A 23,704-nucleotide genomic window follows, 5' to 3' on the forward strand; every position below is an offset into this window, starting at 1 on the left:
CTTTTATTCGCTGAATTTGTATAGTGCTATAATAAAAGTGATTAAGATAAAGGAGGAATCGTAACGATGGAAATTACAGCAATCGCTACTATTAAAACAAACGAAGGTACACAATCCATTCTTGACTTAGATATTCCTTTACTAATTGATTTGGTGCCTGCACGTATATTTAAAGTAAATCAAGTATTAGAATCACTTGGACATGCTAATGTTGAAGTTGAATCTGTAAATATGGAAGAATATAAAGCTAAAAGTACAGTAAATGGTACTAAACAAGATACAACTGTTGAATTTAGTTATGCTTTACGCCACGGAGATCGATTATTCGAATTAACTGAACTTCATGGTATTCTTAAATAAAAAATTATATAGAAAAATGGGGCATATCAAAAAAGATATGCCCCATTTTTTATCCCACATTAACGGGCAGTAAGACCCCACCTCAAGATTGAGGAAGACCACTGAAAAAGTGAAGTAATACAAATATTTATAGTATATATCTGCTGTTGAATGAAGTGGAATTAGCTCCGCTTTCCGTGGGCGAACTTACGAGCCTCCTCGCTGCGCTGTGGGGTCTCGTCTAGCTCGTTTTCCCACAGGAGTCTCCGCTAATTCCACTTCAACGAAGATAGCTATCTCAGATTTTTATCATAAATTTACATCTATTTTTATTTTTTTAGTGACCACAGATTGAGAGATCAAACGAAGAAGGTAGGTGGGGATGGCCCCACTGATGAAAGTTTCACTTTATAATCGAACTCGTTGTAATCGTAGAGCATTTAATACAACTGATACAGAGCTAAATGCCATTGCTGCACCTGCTAGCCAAGGCGCTAGTAATCCAGATGCAGCGATTGGAATACCAATAGAGTTATAGGCAAGTGCCCAGAACAGATTTTGTTTAATATTACGAACAGTTAATCGACTCATTTTAACAGCATCAACTACTTTTAAGAGATCGCCTTTCATAACGGTAATATCTGCAGCTTCAATGGCAACATCTGTACCTGTTCCCATTGCAATACCGATTTCAGCTTTCGCAAGTGCTGGTGCATCATTAAGTCCGTCCCCAACCATGGCAACATGGCGATTTTCCTTTTGAAGTCTTTCTACTTCTGCAGCTTTTTCGGTTGGTAATACGCCAGCAATCACATTGCTAATCCCTACTTGTTTTGCAATAGAAGCGGCTGTTTTAGCTTGATCACCTGTCAACATAATTGTTTCGATACCCATTTTTTGAAGTTTATGAATGGCATCTTTAGAAGTTTCTTTCACTTCATCTGCCACTGCAATTGTTGCAACATGTTGATGATCAATGGCTGCATACATAACTGTTTTACCTTCATCTTCAAAATTGCTATCGCAATTAATAGTAATATCGTAATTTGTAAATAATTTTCTTGTTCCAATTATAATTTGTTTGTTTTCAACGGTTGCTTCAATTCCTTTTCCTGGGATAGCTTTAAATGTTTGAACAGTAGGCAATACGCCATAATCTTTCCCGTACGTTGTAATAGCAGTTGCGACTGGATGCTCAGAATTCCTTTCTGCTGCAGCAATAAGGGGAATGATGTCGTTTTTCTCGTACTTATTAAGCACTAAAAAATTTGTAACAACAGGTGTACCCTTTGTAATCGTGCCAGTTTTATCGAATACGATTGTGTCAATCGTATTGGTTTGTTCCAGTGCTTCGGCTGTTTTGAAGAGAACTCCATTTTCTGCTGCACGACCTGAGCCTGCCATTATAGATGTTGGTGTCGCCAATCCAAGTGCACATGGACAGGCAATCACAAGAACAGCAATCATTCTTTCAAGTGAGTGTGTAAAGTTGCCATCTGTAAAAAAGAAATAGCTAGTGATGAAAGTGATAACAGCTAAAGTGACAACAACAGGAACGAAGATAGCTGAAATCTGATCAGCTAGTCGTTGAATAGGGGCCTTAGAAGCCTGTGCTTCTTCAACAACACGGATGATATTTGAAAGAACGGTATCTTTCCCAACTTTTTTTGCTTGTATTCGTAATGTCCCGTTTTCATTTAACGTGGCTGCATAGACAGTGTCACCAGTAGATTTATCTACGGGTAAGCTTTCGCCTGTTAGCATGGACTCATTAACAGCAGAATTTCCAGAAATAACTACTGCATCTACTGGAATAGACGCACCAGGTTTAATAATTAAAATATCTTCTAATTGTACTTCGCGAATCGGAACTTCCAATGGTGTACCATTTCGTTCGACAAATGCAGTTTTAGGTTGTAATTTGATTAATTTTTTAATGGCATCGGATGAATGGCCCTTCGCACGTGCTTCAAATAACTTACCAAGTAAGATTAATGTGATTAATATTGCGCTCGTTTCGAAATATAAATCGAGATGATGCATACCAATGTGTTCACGGTTTTTGAGTACTATATAAACACTGTAAAAATAGGCAGCAGATGTTCCTAATGCAACAAGAACATCCATATTGGCACTTTTATTGCGAAGCGCATAATAGGCGCCTTTATAAAATTGCCAACCAATACCAAACTGCACTATGGTAGCAAGAGCCCACTGAACATATGGATTCATCAAAAAATCAGGAACATAAACACCCTTTGTGAATGAAAAATGTGCAAACATAGTCCACAATAATGGTAAAGAAAATATTGCTGAGATGATGAATACACGTGTTTTTCGTTCAATTTCTAGTTCGCGGTGATCTTTTTCATTATTTTCTTGATGAACGACAGCATCATAGCCAAGTTTTTGAATTTTTGCTATAAGTGCATCTTCGTTAAGTTGTGCACTATCAAAGGAAACATGCCCAGTTTCAAGAGCTAAGTTAATAGTTGCTTGTTCCACGCCTTCTAGTTTATTGAGGCCACGTTCAATACGAGCTGAACATGCAGCACAAGTCATTCCTTGGATATCAAGTGTTATTTCTTTGTTTTTAGAGTTAATAGTTGCCATTAATAAACAACTCCTTTATATACCTATGTGGGGTATAAAATTATGCGAAAAATAACTGCAAAAATGCAGTCATTAAAAATTATTTTACTACGTAGCCTTCTTCTTCAATTGCTTCTTTAATGTTTTCAGTCGTTACTTTTAAATCGTCAAAGGCTACATCTACTAAACCTTGTTCTAAGTTTACATTGACAGTTTCAACACCGTTTAATTCACCAACACCATTTTCTACTGCTTTGACACAATGTCCACAAGACATGCCTTCTACTTTTAATTGAATTTTTTCAGTCATGTTGAAACACTCCTTATTTTCTCATTAGTTTTTGTATGGTTGTAATTAGCTCATCTAGTACAGCATCGTCGCCTTCAGTTAATCGATCTTTTACACAGCCTTTTAAATGACCATCAAGTAAAACTTTGGCAACGCTGTTTAACGCAGATTGTGTAGCGGATAATTGAGTGATAATATCGTCGCAATATATATCCTTCTCGACCATGCCTTTAATACCACGAATTTGGCCTTCAATACGATTTAAACGAGTAGTTAAATCCTTTTTGACATGTTCGGGATGGTGACTTTTACGACAAGAAGGGTTGATACATTCTTCAGTCATAGACGCTCGCCTCCTTTTGTTTATACTATAACATACCTTATAGGGGTATGTGAAGTGCTTAATATTATTTAATAAAAAATTAACATTCAATCCGTGAATAATGTGGTATGAATAATATAGGCAAGAAATTGTAGTAAAGGGAGGTCCTTTTGTATAGTGTAGCGATAAAATATTGCTATAAGATAATGATGCCAGTCAAAAGTATGATTGTAAGTTGACAATGAATATAGTATGATATATATCCATATTATTTATGTAACAATATTGAAAAATTTAAAACGTAAAAAAATGTTATGATAATAAGGGATACATAGTGAACTATTTGGTTATTATTAAAAGTAGTGGCAACCTATAGACGGTTGCTACGTCATATAAATATAAGAAATAGAAGAGGTGGAAAGTATGTCAAGAGATGTAGATGTAACAAAAATTATTGCGAATTTATCAAAACTTGGCGTTAAGGCAACGACTACTAAGTCTCGCTTAGAATTACTAAAAGCATTAGCACCACCAAAATCAGCTCCACAAACTCAAAATTAATTTAAAAACATCATTCAACTTCGACCAAAAAGTCGAAGTTTTTTATTTAAATGCTGAAGCGGCCCCTCTAAATCTAAACACAAAAACAGCCCAAAGAGACTTTACTATCTCTTTGGGCTGTTTTTTTAGCTCCATGTGCCTATAAAACTAGCCGAGTACGCGGAGTTTTATGTCAGAAATCGTCGTTATCATCATGATTACCAAACATATATGTTCGGTAATGGAATTTCATACTGAAAACTAAACCTAATGCTAAAGCATTCCCCATCATTGAACTACCACCATAACTTATAAATGGAAGCGGAATTCCGGTAATTGGCAATAATTGAGTAGTCATACCGATATTTTCGAATACGTGGAATGTAATCATTGCAATAATGCCTGCACAAACATAAGTACAGAATGGATCTTTCATCTGTAAAGTAAGTTTTGTTAGATGGAAAATCAAGAAGAAGAATAAACAAATTACGATACTTGCCCCGATAAATCCATATTCTTCACCGATTACACTGAAGATAAAATCGGTATGGTTTTCTGGTACATATACTTCACGATGTTTGAATCCTTTACCAAAGATTTCACCTGATCCGATAGCATTCAATGAAGATATTAAATGGTATCCATCTCCTGTAGAATAAGAGTAAGGATCTAACCAAGAGTAAATACGTGCGAATTGATATGGACTAAAACCAAGTTTTTCAGAAAGAAAGTCTTGCGCATAAAGAGCCATCCATAATAGTGCCGCGCCGATTACGCTAACAGTTCCAGCAACTGGTAAAATAATTTTCCAAGAAATCCCAGCTACGATAATGATAGCTGCTGTAATAGCAAAGAATACCAATGCAGTACCCAAGTCAGGTTGTTTCATTATAAATAATAATGGAACCAATAATACTAAAAGAATTTTACCTAATAAGATAAAATCTGTTTTTAATGATTTCATTGTATATTCTTCATGGTGTTTACTTACAGTTCTTGCGAGTGCAAGTATAAAGAAAGTCTTCATGAATTCTGACGGTTGGATATCAGCAAAACCTAAGTGGAACCAACTTTTGGCGCCATTTCGGGGTTCAGCGATTTGACCAACACCACCAGGAGCAATCATTAAAATAAGAAGGACGAATATCCCAGCTCCATATAAATACCATGCCATTTTCTTATATTGATCAGGCTCAAAATACATCATACAAGCCACAATACAAGCACCTACAAAGTACCAGAAAAGTTGTTTTGGTACGAAATTAATGCCATACTGACCTGATGTTTGTGCCGAAGCAATAGCCAACAAACTTACAATACAAAATAGCATCATTATGAAAGCGAGCGTCCAGTCAAAACGGTCGGAAAAAGTTCTCTTTGAATTCATAATAGTCACCTAAATTAGTAGATTTAACACAAGTTTTGTCCAGCTCAAGCGGTAGAACCTAGAGGGTTTACAGAATGTAATCCCGATTGTTTTTTCAACACAACGTCACATTTAGGCAATTTTTCTTAAAGAAATCCCTTATTTGAAAACTTTTTTGCCTGTCAGGACGTCTAGGTTTAAGTATAAACGAGCCGCTTTTACTTTAAAATATTATAGTCTATATTATTGTATCATGCTCGTGCACAAAGTTGTGACGAAATCCAATCACAAATGTTTCAAATTTCGCTATAACATCTTATAATAATATTGGAAATGAGGTGATCGACTTGGCAAAAAAAATGCGAGCTGCTGACGATTTTTTACATCACTTATATATACATATGAACGAATTAAACCAATTTGTGATTTTTAGTGGTTTAACTTTCCGTGAATTTGTCTCTGCAGTCGGTCCGCTTCAAAATATTTTGCTGCTAAAAAATGAATACGAAGATGGTTCATTTAATATGCATACACGGTTAGAGTTCGTAGAGGAGAAAGGTATACCAAAGTTTGTTAAAAAAGCGATGGATTCCAAAAAGGATTTATGTTGGATCGATTTTTCTGATGAACGTAAGTTAAACCTTCTAACACCACAAGAACAAGCAGAACTACTCTATATTGGTCATAAAAAAGAACCAATCCGTTCTCCCTTTTATCATCAATTACAAAATAAGTATGTATATCTTTCAAGCGAAGAAGAAAAAATCTCTAAAATATACTTCCGTGATTTAGCAGATGTAGAGAAATTAGTAACACAAGTATTTAATATCATTATTCAAGAAAAAGAACGATTAACACCTTTTTGGAGGAGAAAAGCGAATAACCTTAAACCTTTATTTACTGAAGAAATGATGGGGAATTTCCATGAGAATATAAAAGATGGTGTTTTGTTTTCTATGTATAAAATAGAAAAGCCAAAGCTTGCTTATGTCATTGAATTACGCAATATTTCTGATGAATATTTTCCTGATGAAATTTGGGATGATTTGAATGTGATTTTAAAGAAAAAGCCTGATCAGGTTTTAGAACTTCATAAGTAATAGCTCTTATATATTATTTTTCCTATTAATGGATGATATCTATAACGTATTAAAGATTCCTACATATGATAAGTAGGAATCTTTTTATTTTTAATGCAATATTTTTTCAGAGTGCTATTATAGAAATGTTATTTTTTTAGGAAGTTATTTGATGATTGCATAAATGAATGATCCATACTTTTAAATCATTTCATGAAACCATACGGTTCATGCTAAACTATGAATAGAAAAAATCTGGAGGAATTAGAACCCATGAAGAAAAAATTAGGCTTATTATACGGTGGTAAATCAGCAGAGCACGATGTGTCTTTATCAACTGCAAAGGCCGTTATACAAGCGTTACATTTTGATAAATATGATGTATTTCCAATCTTCATCACACGCGATGGTGAATGGAGAAGAGGAACGCAATTAACAGTTCCTGTTGAAAACATTTCAGAATTACAATTTAATACAGATTCAACATTAACAAAAGTAAATGACATTTCTAGCTTTTTATTAGAAGAAAATGAAAAACCGTTCGACGTCATCTTTCCATTACTTCATGGTACAAACGGTGAAGATGGTACAGTACAGGGTTTACTTGAAGTGTTGAATTTACCTTATGTCGGTAATGGTGTTTTAGCATCATCTGCTGGTATGGATAAGGTTGTGATGAAGCAATTATTTGAAGTTGCAGGATTAAAACAAGTCCCTTATGTGTACTTCATCCGAAAAGAATGGAAAAAAGACCAAGATGCTTTGATTGCTAAAATGGAAGAAAATTTAACTTGGCCAATGTTCGTAAAACCTGCAAACTTAGGTTCAAGTGTTGGGATTAGTAAAGCATCGAATCGTGCGGAACTTGTAAAAGCAGTCGAACTTGCTTTAAAATACGACCGCAAAATTGTCGTTGAAACAGGACTCGTTGCACGTGAAGTTGAAATGGGTGTTCTTGGTAATGATGAACCAAAAGTTTCTGTACCTGGGGAAATAAAACCAGTAACAGAATTCTATGATTATGATTCAAAATACAATGATGATAAAACCGGTTTATTGATCCCTGCACCTGTAACAGATAGCGTGATCAACACTATGTCTGACATGGCAATTCGTGCATTTAAAATTTTAGATTGTTCTGGACTTGTTCGTGCAGATTTCTTCGTTACAGCACAAGATGAAGTTTATATTAATGAAGTCAATACAATGCCTGGCTTTACACCGGTAAGTATGTATCCCATTTTATGGCAAAATACTGGCTTAGCATATGGAGATTTAATCGAAGAACTTATTACTTTAGCAATCGAACGCCACGACGAAAAACAACAACTTCAATACCAATAAAAGAGATTGAGTGTGATCTATTGTGAAAAAAACATTGCAACAAATTGCAAAATGGCTAAATAGTGACCAAGATATCCATGAAGATATTGTGGTGACAGGTGTTTCTATTAATACGCGAACGCTAAGAAAAGGTGATTTATTCATTCCATTCCATGGAGAAAAGACAAATGGTCATCAATATGTTGCACAAGCATATGAAAATGGCGCAGCAGCTTCTTTATGGCAAAAGGATGAGCCAAATCCACCTAAAAATGTACCGTTAATTTTTGTAGACGATTCTGAAGTAGCGTTGCAACAAATGGCAAATGCTTATCGCGCGGAACATCAAGCAACATTTATCGGAGTTACCGGTTCAAATGGAAAAACATCTACGAAAGACCTTGTAGCAGGTACGCTTTCTCCATATTTTAAAGTTCAAAAAACGGAAGGTAACCATAACAATCAACTAGGATTGCCACTTACTATTCTTTCCTTAGATGAAGATACTGAATTTGCCATTTTAGAAATGGGTATGGACGGCTTTGGACAAATTGAATTCTTAACAAAAATGGCGAAGCCAAAATATGCTGTTATTACAAATATCGGCGAAGCGCATATGCTTGCACTTGGTTCACGTGAAGGTATTGCCAAAGCAAAATTCGAAATTGTTCAAGGATTTCAACCAGATGGTAAGTTCTTCTATGATGGAGATGAACCGTTATTAAAACCATTAGTAGCAGGGGAAGCAGAGTTAGATGCAACATCATTTGGATTAGAATCTACGGATGATTTAATGGCTAAGAAAATTGAAGCTACTGAAAACGGTAGTACTTTTACTGTAAAAGGAATTGTGAACGGTGATTTCTTTATCCCTATACTGGGACGTCATCAAGTAAAAAATACGTTAGTGGCAATTCTAATTGCTCATGAAGTCGGTTTATCTGATGAACAAATTCGTGAATCGTTAAAAATGGTTTCTTTAACAAATATGCGTATGCAATTAGTAAATGGCGACCAAGGCATTTTATTTGTCAATGATGCTTATAATGCTGCGCCAACTTCAGTACGAGCTGCTTTGCAATTTATGCAAACAACAAATATGCGACAAGATAAATGGGTAGTGCTTGGAGATATGTTGGAACTCGGCGAGTTGGAAAAACAATTCCATGAAGATTTAGCAGATGCGATTGACCCAGCGAATATAGACCAAATTTGTTTATATGGACCACGTATGAAATGGCTCTATGATCAATTACAATTGAAAGTACCAGCGGAGAATTTATTATGGGTTGATGATAATTATGATGCGATTATCGAAAAAATCCGATTAAATGCAAATGAAAACTCTATTATTCTACTAAAGGGTTCTCGAGGCATGGAACTTGAACGTGTATTGCAAGCTTTCACTCATTAAATAGTAATTTTTTTGAGCGAAATCTGGACACAATTACGCCAAGGCCAAATTGAAAGCATAATATAAGAGTACCTAGGGGAAACTGTTTTCTTATAGGTACTCTTTTTTTGATGAATCATATGGTGGGGGGATGAATTTGAAAATCGGTGTATTGTGCCTGCATGGTTTTACAGGTGGTGCTTATGAGATCAAGTCTTTTTGTGATTATCTAGAGCAAAATACTGAATGGACAATTCATGTACCAACGCTATCAGGGCATGGTGAAACGCTTAATCTAGATTTATTTACAGCAGAACATTGGTTGATGGATGCAGAAATTGCTTATAAATATTTATATAAAGAAGTGGATGAAATCTTCATCGTTGGTTTTTCCATGGGCGGTATTATTGCAATGTATCTAGCTTTACGATATAAAGTGAAAGCATTAGTGTTATTAAGTCCCGCTGCAAGATATATTCGTACAAAACAGTTTGTAATCGATTTAAATGGATTGTTTATAGATGTCCTACAGGGGGAGTATAAAGAAAATGAATTTTTTAAACGATATGAAAGAAAACTAATAGATGTTCCAGTGGTCTCTGCAAAAGAGTTTACACGTCTGGTTCGTAAAGTATCTCCTTATTATGAAAAAATTACAGTACCTTTATGTTTGGTGCAAGGTGAAAAAGACGAACTTGTACCGTATACAACAGCAGCATATTTGTATAATAAAGTAGCAAGCACAAAAAAAGAACTGATTACTTCAGCAGAAGGAAAACATCTTATTTGTTATTGCGAAGATGCAGAGAAGTGGTTTAAAAAAGCATTGGATTTTCTAAATAGTTGCAAATAATAGTCGGAACATTTCGAATGATGGTTATTCATTGCATGAATAGGTTACGCGTGTTAGAATATTGAAAGCAATGGATACATTTTGTGTGAAGACTCTCCAAAGTGATGGAGAGTACTTTTTTTTGAACATTACGGTTTATTCTATATTTCATGTGTGAATCACTTGAGAATTGAACCGCTCGGCAAAGACCGGGCTTTCCTTTTTATATAAAATTCCTTTGCATTTTTGCAAAGATATAATAAGTAACGGAAACGTTCCTAACATAAGGCTCGATTTGCCCTATTTTCATCTGAAAATGTAACCATTTGTCAAATGCATAAGCAAAGAAGGAGAATGAGAAGTTTGACAAATTTTTCAGAACTAAATATTAGTGCTTCTACACAAAAATCCCTTAAACGTATGGGATTTGAAGAAGCAACACCAATCCAAGAAGGTACTATTACATTCGCATTAGAAGGCCGCGATATCATTGGTCAAGCGCAAACTGGTACTGGTAAAACTGCCGCTTTTGGTATTCCACTGATTGAAAAAGTTGACCCTAAAAAACCGGAAGTACAAGCTCTTATTATTGCCCCTACTCGTGAATTAGCGATTCAAAGCTCAGAAGAACTTCATAAAATTGGTTACGATAAACGCGCACGTATTCTTTCAGTTTACGGTGGACAAGATATTAGCCGTCAAATTCGTGCACTTAAAAACAAACCACAAATTATCGTAGGTACTCCAGGTCGTATTCTAGATCATATTAAACGTCGCACATTAAAACTTGAAAACGTTGAAACTCTTGTACTTGATGAAGCAGATGAAATGTTGAATATGGGCTTCATTGATGATATCAATGCAATTTTAGAAAACGTTCCAACAGAACGCCAAACACTATTGTTCTCAGCAACTATGCCAGCACCAATCCGCAAAATTGCTGAAACTTTCATGAAAGACCCTGAAATCGTTAAAATCAAATCAAAAGAAATGACAGTTGAAAATATCGATCAATATTTTGTAAAAGCACAAGAACGAGAAAAATTCGATGTCCTTTCACGTCTAATCAATGTTCACCAACCAGAATTAGCAATCGTATTTGGTCGTACAAAACGCCGTGTTGATGAATTAGCACATGCGCTTAATATTCGTGGTTACCTTGCAGAAGGTATTCATGGTGATTTAAGCCAAGCAAAACGTCTTTCAGTATTACGTCAATTTAAAGAAAATAAAATTGATATCCTAGTTGCAACTGACGTTGCTGCACGTGGTTTAGATATTTCAGGCGTTACACATGTTTACAACTTCGATATTCCACAAGATCCAGAAAGCTACGTTCACCGTATTGGACGTACAGGTCGTGCTGGGAAATCAGGCCTTGCTGTAACATTCGTAACACCTCGTGAAATGGGTTATTTACGTATCGTAGAAGAAACTACGAAAAAACGTATGACTCCATTAAAGCCACCTACTGCTGATGAAGCATTAGTTGGTCAACAAGCTCTTGCAGTTGAACAAATGAAAGAACTTGTTGAAAAGAATCATATAAGTGATTACCGTGGTATGGCTGAAGACTTATTAGCTAGCCATGATGCTGTTGATTTAGTAGCTGCAGCACTTAAATCATTAACTAAAGAACCAGATGATACACCAGTTAAAATCACTGAAGAACGTCCGTTGCCAATGCGTCGTTCAGGCGGTCATGGCCATGGCGGCGGCAACAGCCGTGGTGGAAATCGCGGAGGTTATCGTGGTGGACGCGGTGGGAATAATCGCGGAGATCGAGGAGATCGAGGAGATCGCGGCGGACGCCGTGGTGGAGATCGTAGCAATACTCGTCGTGAAGGTGGAAGCCGCGACGGAGGACGCCGCGACGGAGGACGTCGTGAAGGCGGTCGTCGTCAACCTCGTCGTAGTAGCGAAGACTAGTATTCAAACAATTAGAGCATCTTTAAATCGAGCAATCGGTTTGAAGATGCTCTTTTTTTATTATTATTTGGCGTTGTTAAAATGATTGTTGAAAATTTGCAAAGTATAGTTATTGTGACAGTGCACCTTACACATGAGCTAGAAAATTTTCTTAGCGTAAAAGCTAGCATCGGTAGCTGGATAGAATTTTTGCGGAATTGAAACTATTAGATGCTCAAACCGTATATAAGATATCAATATAGCCATAAATTAATGTACATTAGAATGAACATGTTCATTAGACCTGGCTTATAGAACATATTCATATATAAAGGAGTTTGAGTATGACATCACAACCGAAATATCATATTTCAAAAAAAGGTCTGACAGTGTGGCGTATTCATGCGGTAATAGAATCAGCCATTTTATTTATTATTGTGTTTGCCGCATGTGCTTTCACCTTTTTCTTTGATGGCCCAAAATGGATTTATGCGATTTGTATAGTTATATGGATTGCTTTTATATTTTTTGGTGTATATTTATTTCCAAAAATCCGCTGGGATCATTGGCGTTATGAAGTGAGAGAGGAAGAAATTGAAATACAGCGAGGTCTATTTATTGTTGAACGTACGCTTGTTCCGATGGTGCGTGTGCAACATGTAGACACAGCTCAAGGACCAATTTTAAAACGTTATAATTTATCTAGCATGTCAATTTCTACTGCAGCAACGACTCATACTATTCCAGCGTTACCTGTAGAAGAGGCAGATCAATTACGAGTACATATTTCAGAATTGGCAAGGGTGGCGGAAGATGATGTCTAGAGAAGTAAATCATTTACACCCTGTTACAGTTGTACTTAGTTTTCTTTCTAGTTTGAAGAATTTTGTAATACCAATGGCTATTATTTTTTTAGGGAAAGGATTTCGTTATTCACTTAATCCCAATAGCGAGCATTTTATTAAAACACTCATTTCAGGGGGGGCTATACTTCTAGTCATATGTATCATTTTCATCCTTTCTTTTATTAAATGGAAACGGTATGTGTATTGGTTTGAGGATGAAGAGCTTAGAATTGAATATGGTTTATTTGTAAAGAAAAAGAGGTATATTCCATTTGAACGTATTCAAAGTTTAAATTATAAAGAGGGAATTCTTCACCGCCCATTTAAACTTGTTAAAGTGAGCGTTGAAACTGCAGCAGATAGTGGTGAGGCGGAAGCGGATTTGATTGCTATCACACGTGAACAGGCAACGATGATTGAAACAGAGATGAAAAAGGCTAAACTTCATCTGAACCAAGTGGTGAGACATGATTCAGATGATGATGCAAAAGCTATCTACAATTTCGATCAAAAGGAACAGAAGGCACCACGCTTGACTATTCATCGTATGTCAACGAAGGACTTATTAATTTTAGCGACGACTTCTAGTGGTATAGGAGTTGTATTTTCAGGGTTAGCAGCAATTGCATCGCAATTTAATGATTGGATTCCATATGAACAGATCTACGGAGAGTTTCAAGCTTTTATAAAGTTTGGTATGTTATTAATTGGTATTATATCTTTAATTGTGTTGTTGATTTCATGGTTGTTATCTGTTGCGATTACCTTTTTAAATAACTATGGATTTATCGTGGAAAAAGAGGAAGATAAGCTTTTCATCTCGAAAGGGTTATTGGAGAAAAAAAGAGTCACGATTCCGATGAAGCGAATTCAGGGTATTCGTATTGTGGAAAATCCATTTAGACAACTTTTCGGCTATGCAACCATTGTGATAGAAAGTGCTGGGAGTTCAGGGGAAAAGGATGAGAAAAGAATTATTATGCTGCCACTTGTGAAAAAACAGCAAGGATTGATTTTATTAAATAAATTATTTCCAGAAGTGCAATGGGATGGCCCTCTACAGCGTGCGCCAAAAAAAGCATTACTTCGTTATATGTTAAAGTATGTATATTGGTTAACACCCGTTGCTGCTGTTGCTAGTTATTTTGCATTTCCATATGGATTATGGACGTTTCTACTCATTCCATTAGCTCTATTACTCGCTTCTTGGCAGCATCGCAGTGCAGGCTATGCAATAAGAGGTCATCAGCTTATGATTGTCTATAGAGGAATTAGCCGAACTACTTTTGTGACGTTAAAAAGGAGAATACAGGCGATAAAGCTCTCGCAAAGTTATTTTGCAAAACGGAAAGACTTGGCGACATTATCTGTTCATATTATGTCGGGTTCATCGGGTAGCATAGCTGAGATGAAGCATTTTGATTTGATGAAGATGGAGGAAGTCTTTGAGTGGTATGAACCGAATTCTATGAAATAAATTGAAGGCGAGAAATAAAATGAGCTGTTGAGATTTTAGAATACTCAACAGCTTTTCATGTATTATCTTTTTTTAACCCATCTCAAAACTCGCTTTGGATGGAAATCGAATAGTCCGATAATAAGCCCAGTAATAAGCCCTGCAATATGAGCAGTACCATTCACGTTGGGTTGTAAGAATGTCATAATAACGGAAATCACAATAATTGGCATAATAATTTGTTTCAGTTGTGGCATTGTTTTACGTGTATAGTAAACTAGTGCAACAAATGCTCCAAAAATACCAAAGATGGCTCCGCTTGCGCCAATACTTGCGTAGTTTGGCGGTTGTATTAAAAATGAAACAGCATCTCCCATAAAACCAGAGACTAAGTAAATTGTAAAAAATCGTAGTTTACCAGCAATACGTTCTAGTTCCGGACCGAATACGTATAACGAGAACATATTGAAAAGTAAGTGGAAGAACCCTCCATGGATGAACATAGATGTAAACAGTCTCCAGTACTCACCATCCGCAATTAAATAATTAACAGATGCACCCATAGTAAGAATATTATCGCCTAGTGGTGGAATTAGACCAATTAGATAAACGACAACGTTGATCGCAATTAACGACGAAATAACAGGATATAGTTTTATGTATTGCGAAAGATTTTCTGTACGATTAAACATGTATTCACCTCGATTTTAATATGATTATTATACATTGTTTTATCAGCAAAATGAAAGGAGAAGCAAACATGATAAAAGGAATTGGACTAGATATCGTAGAAATATCAAGAATAATGAAAGCAAATGACCTTAGCCCACGATTCAAAGAAAAAATTTTAACATCACGAGAACTAGAAATTTTCGATCAGTTAAAGACTAGAAGACAACTAGAATTTTTGGCAGGAAGATTTTCAGCTAAAGAAGCATATTCTAAAGCGAATGGGACAGGAATTGGAAAGGAGTGTGCTTTACAAGATATAGAAATTTTACCTAATGAAAAGGGTCAACCGATTTTATATTTTAAAAAGGAACTTGTTCAAGGCTTTGTAAGTATCACACATTCAAAAGAATATGCGGCTGCTCAAGTTGTTCTGCTCGCATAAATTTTAAAGCTCGTTCATAGGATACTTTAATGGAAAATGGAGAAAGGATGGAGATTTGCGAAAATTTCTCACTTTAGGACTAGTATTTATAACGGCAGTATTATTGTTAGTAGCTTGTGGATCAAATTCAAAAGAGGATGTTGTGAAAAAGACAAGCAAGAAGTGGACAGCCGCTAAGGGTTATGAGGTTAAGGCTGTTATGGAGATCAAAACGAGTGGCGACTCAAAAAAATACGATGTAAATGTATGGCATACAAAGCCTGAATTTTATCGTGTTGCAGTATCAGAAGAAGGTCAAGAAACATCTCAAATGATTATACGAAATGAAGAAGGAGTATTTGTTGTTACGCCATCTCTGAAAAAGACATATAAATTCCAAAGTGATTGGCCAAAACAAAATAGCCAAGGATATTTAATTAATGCTTTGGCAGACGATTTAGCTGCGGATAAAACTGCAGAAATGAAAGAGACAAAAAATGCGTATATCTTCAAAGCAAAAACACGTAACAATCATTCTAAAATGCTCCCAACTCAACAAGTTTATATAGACAAAAAGACATTATTGCCTACGAAAGTGATTGTATTAAATGAAGCGAATGAAGAACAAATTCGCATCACTTTCAAAAAGATAACGCTTGGTGTAGCTAAAAAGGCTTCTGATTATGCAATCGAGGATTTTACAAAGACAAGCGATACAAAAGCTGATAACAAAGATTCGAAATCAGACGTTACATCAGCAGAAGGAACAGATAAAGGTGATGGTAGTAAAGCAACTACAAGTGAACAAAAAACAACAGATGATAAATCTACAGATGATAAAGCAACGGATAAACAGTCTACAAATGAAGAAGGCAATGCAGCAAATAGTGAAGAAACAATTGCAACTACAGCAGATACAGATTCAGATACAAATGCAACAGCTACAGATGCTACTGAAAATGCAGGTGCAGACATAGATTCTGAAGATTTTAAAACACATTACCCTGTATTAAAATGGGATAATGTTAAATTAACTGATGAAGAATCATTACAAATGGATACAGGTACTCGTAAAATCTTATCATTTGAAGGAGATAAGAGCTTTACAATCATCCAAGAAAAAGTTACGAAAGCTGATCAACTTTATATCCCTGTATTCTCACCTGGTGACCCAGCAGATTTAGGATTTACAATTGGAGCAATTACTGATAATTCAATTACCTGGGAAGCAGATGGGGTTTCATTCTTTATCGCTTCAAATGATTTAAGTAAGGATGAATTAATACAGGTAGCGTCTTCAATGGTAAATGGAGAAGTAAAATAACATAATGATTGACCAAAGCTTTTGAAGGGACGATAATAGAAAAAAACAAATAAGAAGGTTAGTAAACATGAACGAACTTCTTCAATTTCGTCCTACCAAAGCGATTATAGATTTATCGGCAATTCGATATAATATAGAAAACCTACGTAAGCATTTGCAATCAAGTGTTGAAATAATTGCAGTTGTAAAAGCAAATGCTTACGGTCATGGTGATGTGCAAGTTGCCAAAGCTGCATTAGAAGCAGGAGCAACAATGTTGGCAGTTGCAACACCAGAAGAAGCATTACATTTAAGGACATCAATTGATAAAACACCCATATTGATATTAGGAGCTGTCCCGGTAAATTTTGCACCATTCGCAGCTAAAGCTGATATTACACTCACAGTATTTTCACCAGATTGGATTAACGAAGTTGCTTTTACATCAAAAGAGTTAAGCAATCCTTTAAAAGTACACATAAAAGTTGATAGTGGGATGGGTCGTATTGGTGTACGAACAGAAAAAGAGTTAAAAGCTGTATATGATGCCATAACTATGGCAAATAATATAGAAGTAGATGGTATTTTCACTCATTTCGCAACTGCAGATGAAGAAGATACATCGAAGTATGATCATCAGTTAGAAGTGTTCAAAGGTTTAGTAGCAAGTTTACCAGTAAGACCTCGCTTAGTACATGCAGCAAACACGGCGGCTTCGTTGGTCAAAGAAGACGTTCAGTTTGATGCCGTACGATTTGGAATATCTATGTATGGTCTTGCTCCTTCGACATTTGTCGAAAAACGTCTCCCATATGCATTACACCCAGCATTAGCGTTAGAAAGTGAATTAGTGCATGTGAAGAAAGTTGCTAAAGGCGATACAGTCAGTTATGGCGGTACATATGTAGCGCAACAAGATGAATGGATTGGCACGATGCCTATTGGGTATGCTGATGGGGTTATTCGTGGATTATCCGGGCAAGAAGTTTTAATAGATGGTACTAGAGCACCTATTATCGGAAGAATTTGTATGGATCAATGTATGGTTAGATTACCTAGAGAAATGGCAGTTGGCGAAAAGGTCGTCTTAATCGGCAAACAACAACAAGATGAAATTCATATCCAAGAATGGGCAAATCGACTTCACACAATTGTTTATGAAATACCATGTATGCTTTCACAAAGAGTGCCAAAAATTTATAAATAATTTATAAATAAATTGTTACTTCTGTAGCATGATAGATGGGGTTTTAAATGTTATTAATACGCTATAAATAGTAGTTTGTCCTATAAGTCGACAAATTCAGAAAAAAATCAACGCTTATGTCAAATACTTACTGATACTGTCTTTTCAACGCCTAATTTTAATGTTAGGATAGTAGGTAAGTTAAGAGGTATAATAGGTGATTTGTTTGTGGAGGTGTTGGCTGTGAGTCAAAGAAGAATGGAAGAAGTCCTTATCCAATTACCAGAACGAATGGTTTCTGAAAACATTGAACAAGCTTATAGACAAATAACAAAAAATACGAATGAATGCGTTTATATTCCAACAAAACGATCTATTCATACAAATCAAAAAAATCACATGCGAGAAGCAATGGTTAAAGGATATGTAGAAATGTCACAGATTAACTTATCTATATGTAGTGAATGCTTACATGTTGAGTATGAAGCGGAACATATGGTGGAGCGACTCGTAAGCGGAGGATGAAAACTTGAACGTTAAACGTGGTGACGTTTTTTTTGCAGATTTATCGCCAGTAGTCGGGTCAGAGCAAGGTGGTACTAGACCCGTACTGGTTATTCAAAATGACATCGGAAATCGCTTCAGTCCTACAGTAATTATTGCAGCAATAACTGCTCAAATCCAAAAAGCAAAACTACCTACTCATGTAGAGATAGATGCGAAGAAATATGGGTTTGAAAGAGATTCAGTTATTTTATTGGAACAATTACGAACAATCGATAAATCCAGATTGACTGATAAAATCACACAACTAGATGGGCCATTGATGGAAAAAGTAGAAGAAGCTTTAGAAATTAGCTTGGGTCTTTTAAAATTTTAAATAGCATACATATTGAAACGCCAGAATGAATTATTCTGGCGTTTTTGTTTATCTAAAATTCCAATTATAGGAATATATATCCAACCTATTATAGAAAAATATTACGAAAATAACAGTGTAAAGTTAGATAATATATTATACAATTAGAAAAAGTTAGTAATAAAATAGATAATATGGGATTATTTCTTTTTGGTACTAATAATGAAATGTTATTTATTGAAAATATTACACATATCCATAAAATTTAAAAAGAGTATATAAGTTTAACCAATTGTGTGTGTAAAATATTTTATTTTTATTGTGCTATGGAGTTCTTTCTAGAATGAGATAGTGAGTAAGGCGATGGACGTATTGTATATTAATGATAAAAATATTGGAAAACTTAAGTGATTTGGGGGCGTATTTAGGATGGAAGGGTCTTCTGTAGATATTTTGACAGAATGGGATATTGTTGCCGCACGTCAGCTTGGTCGCAAGGAGGCTAAATCGATTGGTTTTGGTGCAGTAGATCAAGCACGAATTACGACAGCCATCAGTGAACTAGCCCGTAATATTTATTTATATGCTGAACAAGGAAAAATTGAAGTGGCAAGAATGATAGGGGGATTTTCTGAAGGGATTTGTATTGTTGCTTCGGATTCTGGCCCTGGAATAGCTGATATTCAGCAAGTAATGCAAGAGGGGTTTTCAACTTCACAAGGTTTAGGTGCTGGTTTACCAGGTGTTAGACGATTGATGGATGAATTTGAAATAGAAACGGAATTAAAAAAAGGTACTACCATTACTATTAAGAAGTGGCTTCGATTGGAAAATGATTAATATCACAAAGAAATAATTAATAATTGTAGAAAAGCACTTATAAGATATCGATACTTACTAATCAGAAAGGGAATTGTCCAAAGCTGTTTTTGGACAATTCCTTTTTGGCTTTCAGAAGATATGTAAATTCTTCCTATGATAAAATAGGATAGACAAAAGAAAGGTAGTGAACTTATGGATGACAAAAAAATGCATCAGTTAATCGCCACAGAAATTGGTATTCGTACACATCAAGTAGAACAAGTAATTCAATTACTTGAAGCTTCTAATACAGTACCGTTTATAGCACGCTATCGAAAAGAAGCAACAGGTTCGTTAGATGAGGTACAAATAAAAGCAATCGAAGACCGTTATCACTATATTCAACAATTAGAGCAACGCAAACAGGAAGTTCTTCGCTTAATTGATGAGCAAGGAAAACTAACGGAAGAATTAGCAAAAGAAATTAATGTTGCAACCATTTTAAAACGGATTGAAGATTTATATCGTCCATATAAACAGAAACGACGCACAAAAGCTACAATTGCAAAAGACAAAGGCTTAGAGCCATTAGCGGATCAATTAACGGCATTTGACAAAACGCCCCTTCAAAAATTGGCAATGCCCTTTGTGGGTGAAAAAGTGGAAAATACTGAAGAAGCATTGCAAGGAGCTTGTGATATTTTGGCAGAACGCTTTGCAGATGATGCCGCAATTCGTGAGAAAATCCGAAAGATATCATGGCAACAAGGTAAAATTCTAGCTGCTGTTAAAAATGCAGAGCTTGATGAGAAAGCTGTGTTCGAAATGTACTATGAATACGAAGAACCTGTTAATAAAATCGTGCCGCACCGTATATTAGCTATTAATCGTGGTGAAAAAGAAGAGGTTTTAAAAGTAAGTATTCAGGTACCGGTAGAACGTGTACATCAGGTTATGCGAAATGAATGGATACCTGCTTCTTCCTCACCTGCTGTTTCGCAAGTAGAGTTAGCGATTGAAGATGCATATAAACGTTTAATTCAACCATCAATTGAACGAGAAATTCGCAATGAGTTAACTGAAAAAGCCGAAGCACAAGCAATCCATATTTTCTCGGAAAATTTACGTAATTTATTGTTGCAACCACCGATGAATGGACAATATGTGCTAGGGGTAGACCCGGCGTATCGAACAGGCTGTAAACTAGCAGTTGTAGATGACACAGGTAAAATGCTTGAAATCTCCGTCATCTACCCGCATACAGCAAAAGGTGATATAGAAAAATCTAGAAAAACCTTTAATGATATTTTAAAACGCTACCCAATTTCGATTATTGCAATAGGAAACGGTACAGCTTCTCGTGAGACAGAACAATTTGTATCCGAATGCTTAAAGGAATCAATTAGCAATGCTGCTTATGTTATTGTGAGTGAGGCAGGGGCTAGCGTATACTCGGCATCTGAAGTAGCGCGCGGGGAATTTCCTGACTTGCATGTAGAACAACGAAGTGCTGTATCAATTGCGAGACGTTTACAAGATCCTTTAGCAGAACTTGTGAAAATTGATCCTAAGGCAGTAGGTGTAGGACAATATCAACACGATGTTTCACAAAAGAAATTAGAGGAGTCATTAACATTTATAGTAGAAACAGCAGTAAACCAAGTTGGAGTAGATGTTAATACTGCATCGCCATCTTTACTTCAATATGTCTCAGGTTTATCCAAGACGGTAGCTGAGAATATCGTGAAAGTTCGTAGTGAAAATGGAAAATTTACAGCTCGTACACAACTAAAGAAAATCCCAAGACTTGGTGCTAAGACTTATGAACAAGCTATTGGGTTTTTGCGAATTCCAAAAGCAAAAAATCCGTTAGATGCTACTGCAATCCATCCAGAAAGCTATGATTTAGCGAAACTAATTTTAGAAGCTGCACATATCGATAAGAAACAAATTGGTTTGCAGGAAGCCGAACAAGCAATTGGAGAACTAAATATTTCTGCACTAAGCGAAGAGTGGGGAGTAGGTGAAGTAACACTAAAAGATGTTGTTGATTCACTTATGAAACCTTCACGAGATCCTCGTGATGCTTTCCCACAACCATTATTAAAAAAAGATGTTCTTAAAATGGAAGACTTACAACCAGGAATGGAGCTACAAGGTACAGTACGAAATGTCGTTGATTTTGGAGCATTTGTCGATATTGGTGTAAAACAAGATGGTCTTGTACACATTTCAAAACTGAAAAAAGGATTTGTAAAGCATCCGTTAGATGTTGTAGCGCTTGGTGATATCGTAACGGTTTGGGTAGATAAAGTAGAAGCCGGGAAAGGTAGAATTTCTCTTACAATGCTACCACCTGAACAACAAATTGATGAATAATACTGGTCATACTTAATGAAAGTGTGATATTAAGACTTTTGAAAAAGGTATTTAGTTTGGCTCTGTTATAGGATATTGTTGATTTTTTTTGAATCTACTTGAGCTAAAGGTGGCGACTCCTGCGGGAAAGCGAGCCAGACGAGACCCTGCAAGTGAGCGAAGGCGAACGAGGAGGCTTGTTGCTTCGCCTGCGGAAAGCGTCCGCCTGTGGCGAAATTGATGAAATATCACCAGTATTGTTCAACAAAGTCTTTATATTAAAAAGAAATCTAATATGAAATTCAATACTTCACTGTCGTGAGGTATTGAATTTTTGTTAGGAGGTACACTATGACAGACCGTGATTTACAGCAGATAGTAAGTGATATTTCAGAGCAAGTGTTTCGCAAACCGTTTCAGCACCAGGCTTATTTCAACAAAAGACTTCGTACAACAGGTGGACGTTATCTTTTACAATCCCATAATATTGAGATTAACCCCAAAGCATTTGAACAGTATGGACTTGAAGAAATAGAAGGAATTATACGTCATGAACTATGTCATTATCATCTTCATATAGAAGGAAAGGGATATCAGCATAGAGATGCCGATTTTAGAATGCTTTTGAAAAAAACGAATGCGCCTCGCTTTTGTTCTAATTTAGATCAAGGTAAGAGAAGAAGTATTAGTAAACGATATACGTATGTATGCGTTAAATGTGGAACGAATTATCATCGAAAGATTAGAATGAATACAGCTAGATACCGTTGTAGCAAGTGTCTTGGACAACTCAATTTGAAAAGTTAAAGTTTTTTTAGAAAAACGCTTGACGAATATAATATAACTCTCTATAATAGTAAAAGTCGACAAGGTGATAACACATTGAAGCGACAAACAAATGAAGGTTATTCCGAAGTAGCTCAGTTGGTAGCAGCATCTGACTGTTAATCAGAGGGTCGCAGGTTCGAGTCCTGCCTTCGGAGCCATGGCCCCTTGGTCAAGCGGTTAAGACACCGCCCTTTCACGGCGGTAACACGAGTTCGAATCTCGTAGGGGTCACCATTTAATGGTTCGGTAGTTCAGCTGGTTAGAATGCCTGCCTGTCACGCAGGAGGTCGCGGGTTCGAGTCCCGTCCGAACCGCCATTTTATTGGGGTATAGCCAAGCGGTAAGGCAACGGATTTTGATTCCGTCATGCCCTGGTTCGAATCCAGGTACCCCAGCCATTTTCTTTTTGTTATTTCAGCTACGAGTCATTAGCTCAGTTGGTAGAGCATCTGACTTTTAATCAGAGGGTCGCTGGTTCGAATCCTGCATGACTCACCATTTTATCTCTTGACATGATAAAGAAGGTATATTATAATAATACTTACTTGTTAAGAAAAGATGCGGTCGTGGCGGAATGGCAGACGCGCTAGGTTGAGGGCCTAGTCGAGGTAACTCGGTGGAGGTTCAAGTCCTCTCGATCGCACCAAGAAAATTTTATAATATGCGCCCATAGCTCAACTGGATAGAGCGTCTGACTACGGATCAGAAGGTTGTGGATTCGACTTCTGCTGGGCGCACCATATTATTAACATTTTAATATTATATATTTATGCGGGTGTAGTTTAGTGGTAAAACCACAGCCTTCCAAGCTGTTGTCGGGAGTTCGATTCTCCTCACCCGCTCCAATATGAACCTTGAAAACTGAACAAGCAAGACGTTAATCAATAAACTTTGTTTACTAACTTATGTTAGTGACAAGGACAAACAATAGATATCATCTTATAGATGATACGCTAGCAAAGCTAATGAGCTTTCAAACTTTACTTTTATGG

22 protein-coding genes and 8 tRNA genes are annotated in these 23,704 nt (G+C 36.2%); 25 read left to right on the top strand and 5 right to left on the bottom strand.

The features are described from left to right. Positions 1 to 66: 66 nt before the first annotated feature. On the top strand, positions 67 to 360 hold the full coding sequence (locus ACIQ4I_RS17500; protein ID WP_403098324.1) for a hypothetical protein: 294 nt from the start codon (positions 67 to 69) through the stop codon (positions 358 to 360). A 387-nt stretch (positions 361 to 747) separates the two neighbouring features. Here ACIQ4I_RS17500 and ACIQ4I_RS17505 read toward each other — a convergent pair whose 3' ends face one another. The 3 genes from ACIQ4I_RS17505 to ACIQ4I_RS17515 form a co-directional block, all read right to left on the bottom strand. After that, positions 748 to 2,952 carry a heavy metal translocating P-type ATPase gene (locus ACIQ4I_RS17505; RefSeq protein ID WP_403098326.1) on the bottom strand — a complete coding sequence of 735 codons (2,205 nt, stop codon included), beginning with the start codon at positions 2,950 to 2,952 and terminating at the stop codon, positions 748 to 750. Positions 2,953 to 3,031: 79 nt separating this feature from the next. Then, positions 3,032 to 3,241 (bottom strand): copper chaperone CopZ, encoded by a 210-nt coding sequence (gene copZ / locus ACIQ4I_RS17510; RefSeq protein WP_397536372.1) that lies wholly within the window; start codon positions 3,239 to 3,241, stop codon positions 3,032 to 3,034. 13 nt (positions 3,242 to 3,254) lie between these two features. Further along, positions 3,255 to 3,563 carry a metal-sensing transcriptional repressor gene (locus ACIQ4I_RS17515; RefSeq protein WP_403098328.1) on the bottom strand — a complete coding sequence of 103 codons (309 nt, stop codon included), beginning with the start codon at positions 3,561 to 3,563 and terminating at the stop codon, positions 3,255 to 3,257. Positions 3,564 to 3,965: 402 nt separating this feature from the next. On the opposite strand from ACIQ4I_RS17515, the gene ACIQ4I_RS17520 reads away from it, so the two are divergent. Beyond that, a complete protein-coding gene (locus tag ACIQ4I_RS17520) occupies positions 3,966 to 4,103 on the top strand; it encodes an Lmo0850 family protein (RefSeq protein ID WP_170061532.1) in 138 nt (45 codons plus the stop codon). A gap of 172 nt (positions 4,104 to 4,275) precedes the next feature. Here the strand turns inward: ACIQ4I_RS17520 and rodA are convergent, their stop codons facing one another. Beyond that, positions 4,276 to 5,469, bottom strand: a complete 1,194-nt coding sequence (gene rodA, locus ACIQ4I_RS17525) for a rod shape-determining protein RodA (protein WP_403098330.1) — start codon at positions 5,467 to 5,469, stop codon at positions 4,276 to 4,278. A gap of 317 nt (positions 5,470 to 5,786) precedes the next feature. Here rodA and ACIQ4I_RS17530 point away from each other — a divergent pair, with 317 nt between their 5' ends. The 7 genes from ACIQ4I_RS17530 (at position 5,787) to ACIQ4I_RS17560 (ending at position 14,305) form a co-directional block, all read left to right on the top strand. Further along, the gene (locus tag ACIQ4I_RS17530) at positions 5,787 to 6,548 is read left to right on the top strand and encodes a hypothetical protein (RefSeq protein ID WP_403098332.1); all 762 of its coding nucleotides are present in this window, start codon (positions 5,787 to 5,789) and stop codon (positions 6,546 to 6,548) included. A gap of 252 nt (positions 6,549 to 6,800) precedes the next feature. Beyond that, positions 6,801 to 7,871, top strand: coding sequence for a D-alanine--D-alanine ligase (locus ACIQ4I_RS17535; RefSeq protein ID WP_403098334.1), 1,071 nt, complete (start codon positions 6,801 to 6,803; stop codon positions 7,869 to 7,871). 22 nt (positions 7,872 to 7,893) lie between these two features. Next, complete coding sequence (locus ACIQ4I_RS17540) at positions 7,894 to 9,264, top strand: UDP-N-acetylmuramoyl-tripeptide--D-alanyl-D-alanine ligase (RefSeq protein ID WP_403098336.1); 1,371 nt, start codon at positions 7,894 to 7,896, stop codon at positions 9,262 to 9,264. A 130-nt stretch (positions 9,265 to 9,394) separates the two neighbouring features. Further along, on the top strand, positions 9,395 to 10,096 hold the full coding sequence (locus ACIQ4I_RS17545) for an alpha/beta hydrolase (RefSeq protein ID WP_403098338.1): 702 nt from the start codon (positions 9,395 to 9,397) through the stop codon (positions 10,094 to 10,096). Between the two features lie 342 nt (positions 10,097 to 10,438). Then, positions 10,439 to 12,004, top strand: coding sequence for a degradosome RNA helicase CshA (cshA, locus tag ACIQ4I_RS17550; RefSeq protein ID WP_403098340.1), 1,566 nt, complete (start codon positions 10,439 to 10,441; stop codon positions 12,002 to 12,004). A gap of 323 nt (positions 12,005 to 12,327) precedes the next feature. After that, positions 12,328 to 12,807: a PH domain-containing protein gene (locus ACIQ4I_RS17555; protein ID WP_403098342.1), complete on the top strand. Its 480-nt coding sequence runs from the start codon at positions 12,328 to 12,330 to the stop codon at positions 12,805 to 12,807. Beyond that, positions 12,800 to 14,305, top strand: a complete 1,506-nt coding sequence (locus tag ACIQ4I_RS17560) for a PH domain-containing protein (protein ID WP_403098344.1) — start codon at positions 12,800 to 12,802, stop codon at positions 14,303 to 14,305. Before ACIQ4I_RS17555 ends, ACIQ4I_RS17560 begins: the two co-directional genes overlap by 8 nt. 62 nt (positions 14,306 to 14,367) lie before the next feature. Here ACIQ4I_RS17560 and ACIQ4I_RS17565 read toward each other — a convergent pair whose 3' ends face one another. Continuing rightward, positions 14,368 to 14,976: a rhomboid family intramembrane serine protease gene (locus ACIQ4I_RS17565; protein ID WP_403098345.1), complete on the bottom strand. Its 609-nt coding sequence runs from the start codon at positions 14,974 to 14,976 to the stop codon at positions 14,368 to 14,370. Positions 14,977 to 15,044: 68 nt separating this feature from the next. Here ACIQ4I_RS17565 and acpS point away from each other — a divergent pair, with 68 nt between their 5' ends. The 16 genes from acpS (at position 15,045) to ACIQ4I_RS17645 (ending at position 23,557) form a co-directional block, all read left to right on the top strand. Further along, complete coding sequence (gene acpS, locus ACIQ4I_RS17570; RefSeq protein WP_403098347.1) at positions 15,045 to 15,398, top strand: holo-ACP synthase; 354 nt, start codon at positions 15,045 to 15,047, stop codon at positions 15,396 to 15,398. Positions 15,399 to 15,453: 55 nt separating this feature from the next. Further along, on the top strand, positions 15,454 to 16,701 hold the full coding sequence (locus ACIQ4I_RS17575) for an outer membrane lipoprotein carrier protein LolA (RefSeq protein WP_403098348.1): 1,248 nt from the start codon (positions 15,454 to 15,456) through the stop codon (positions 16,699 to 16,701). Between the two features lie 67 nt (positions 16,702 to 16,768). Continuing rightward, positions 16,769 to 17,887, top strand: a complete 1,119-nt coding sequence (gene alr / locus ACIQ4I_RS17580) for an alanine racemase (RefSeq protein ID WP_403098350.1) — start codon at positions 16,769 to 16,771, stop codon at positions 17,885 to 17,887. Between the two features lie 222 nt (positions 17,888 to 18,109). Continuing rightward, on the top strand, positions 18,110 to 18,391 hold the full coding sequence (locus ACIQ4I_RS17585; RefSeq protein WP_403098352.1) for a transcriptional regulator: 282 nt from the start codon (positions 18,110 to 18,112) through the stop codon (positions 18,389 to 18,391). A gap of 4 nt (positions 18,392 to 18,395) precedes the next feature. After that, positions 18,396 to 18,746: a type II toxin-antitoxin system PemK/MazF family toxin gene (locus tag ACIQ4I_RS17590; protein WP_119415968.1), complete on the top strand. Its 351-nt coding sequence runs from the start codon at positions 18,396 to 18,398 to the stop codon at positions 18,744 to 18,746. A gap of 408 nt (positions 18,747 to 19,154) precedes the next feature. Next, on the top strand, positions 19,155 to 19,565 hold the full coding sequence (locus ACIQ4I_RS17595) for an anti-sigma regulatory factor (protein ID WP_403098354.1): 411 nt from the start codon (positions 19,155 to 19,157) through the stop codon (positions 19,563 to 19,565). A gap of 174 nt (positions 19,566 to 19,739) precedes the next feature. After that, positions 19,740 to 21,905 carry a Tex family protein gene (locus tag ACIQ4I_RS17600; protein WP_403098356.1) on the top strand — a complete coding sequence of 722 codons (2,166 nt, stop codon included), beginning with the start codon at positions 19,740 to 19,742 and terminating at the stop codon, positions 21,903 to 21,905. Positions 21,906 to 22,235: 330 nt separating this feature from the next. Then, positions 22,236 to 22,691 carry a SprT family protein gene (locus tag ACIQ4I_RS17605; RefSeq protein WP_403098358.1) on the top strand — a complete coding sequence of 152 codons (456 nt, stop codon included), beginning with the start codon at positions 22,236 to 22,238 and terminating at the stop codon, positions 22,689 to 22,691. A gap of 102 nt (positions 22,692 to 22,793) precedes the next feature. Further along, positions 22,794 to 22,870 (top strand) — tRNA-Asn (locus tag ACIQ4I_RS17610). A gap of 1 nt (position 22,871) precedes the next feature. Beyond that, a tRNA-Glu gene (locus ACIQ4I_RS17615) sits at positions 22,872 to 22,946 on the top strand. A gap of 6 nt (positions 22,947 to 22,952) precedes the next feature. Further along, positions 22,953 to 23,029, top strand: a tRNA-Asp gene (locus ACIQ4I_RS17620). Positions 23,030 to 23,035: 6 nt separating this feature from the next. Beyond that, a tRNA-Gln gene (locus tag ACIQ4I_RS17625) sits at positions 23,036 to 23,110 on the top strand. A gap of 24 nt (positions 23,111 to 23,134) precedes the next feature. Beyond that, positions 23,135 to 23,210 (top strand) — tRNA-Lys (locus ACIQ4I_RS17630). A 62-nt stretch (positions 23,211 to 23,272) separates the two neighbouring features. Next, positions 23,273 to 23,358: transfer RNA gene (locus ACIQ4I_RS17635), tRNA-Leu, on the top strand. 17 nt (positions 23,359 to 23,375) lie between these two features. Beyond that, positions 23,376 to 23,452 (top strand) — tRNA-Arg (locus ACIQ4I_RS17640). Between the two features lie 31 nt (positions 23,453 to 23,483). Next, positions 23,484 to 23,557: transfer RNA gene (locus ACIQ4I_RS17645), tRNA-Gly, on the top strand. Positions 23,558 to 23,704: the final 147 nt, after the last annotated feature.

The sequence above is a fragment of the Rummeliibacillus sp. NPDC094406 genome (genome assembly GCF_044763875.1).
Classification (GTDB): Bacteria; Bacillota; Bacilli; order Bacillales_A; family Planococcaceae; genus Rummeliibacillus.

Coding starts and splice junctions, on each gene's coding strand:
- ACIQ4I_RS17500 (WP_403098324.1), top strand. CDS start 67: ATGGAAATTACAGCAATCGCTACTATTAAAACAAACGAAGGTACACAA.
- ACIQ4I_RS17505 (WP_403098326.1), bottom strand. CDS start 2,952: ATGGCAACTATTAACTCTAAAAACAAAGAAATAACACTTGATATCCAA.
- copZ (WP_397536372.1), bottom strand. CDS start 3,241: ATGACTGAAAAAATTCAATTAAAAGTAGAAGGCATGTCTTGTGGACAT.
- ACIQ4I_RS17515 (WP_403098328.1), bottom strand. CDS start 3,563: ATGACTGAAGAATGTATCAACCCTTCTTGTCGTAAAAGTCACCATCCC.
- ACIQ4I_RS17520 (WP_170061532.1), top strand. CDS start 3,966: ATGTCAAGAGATGTAGATGTAACAAAAATTATTGCGAATTTATCAAAA.
- rodA (WP_403098330.1), bottom strand. CDS start 5,469: ATGAATTCAAAGAGAACTTTTTCCGACCGTTTTGACTGGACGCTCGCT.
- ACIQ4I_RS17535 (WP_403098334.1), top strand. CDS start 6,801: ATGAAGAAAAAATTAGGCTTATTATACGGTGGTAAATCAGCAGAGCAC.
- ACIQ4I_RS17545 (WP_403098338.1), top strand. CDS start 9,395: ATGAATTTGAAAATCGGTGTATTGTGCCTGCATGGTTTTACAGGTGGT.
- ACIQ4I_RS17555 (WP_403098342.1), top strand. CDS start 12,328: ATGACATCACAACCGAAATATCATATTTCAAAAAAAGGTCTGACAGTG.
- ACIQ4I_RS17560 (WP_403098344.1), top strand. CDS start 12,800: ATGTCTAGAGAAGTAAATCATTTACACCCTGTTACAGTTGTACTTAGT.
- ACIQ4I_RS17565 (WP_403098345.1), bottom strand. CDS start 14,976: ATGTTTAATCGTACAGAAAATCTTTCGCAATACATAAAACTATATCCT.
- acpS (WP_403098347.1), top strand. CDS start 15,045: ATGATAAAAGGAATTGGACTAGATATCGTAGAAATATCAAGAATAATG.
- alr (WP_403098350.1), top strand. CDS start 16,769: ATGAACGAACTTCTTCAATTTCGTCCTACCAAAGCGATTATAGATTTA.
- ACIQ4I_RS17595 (WP_403098354.1), top strand. CDS start 19,155: ATGGAAGGGTCTTCTGTAGATATTTTGACAGAATGGGATATTGTTGCC.
- ACIQ4I_RS17600 (WP_403098356.1), top strand. CDS start 19,740: ATGGATGACAAAAAAATGCATCAGTTAATCGCCACAGAAATTGGTATT.
- ACIQ4I_RS17605 (WP_403098358.1), top strand. CDS start 22,236: ATGACAGACCGTGATTTACAGCAGATAGTAAGTGATATTTCAGAGCAA.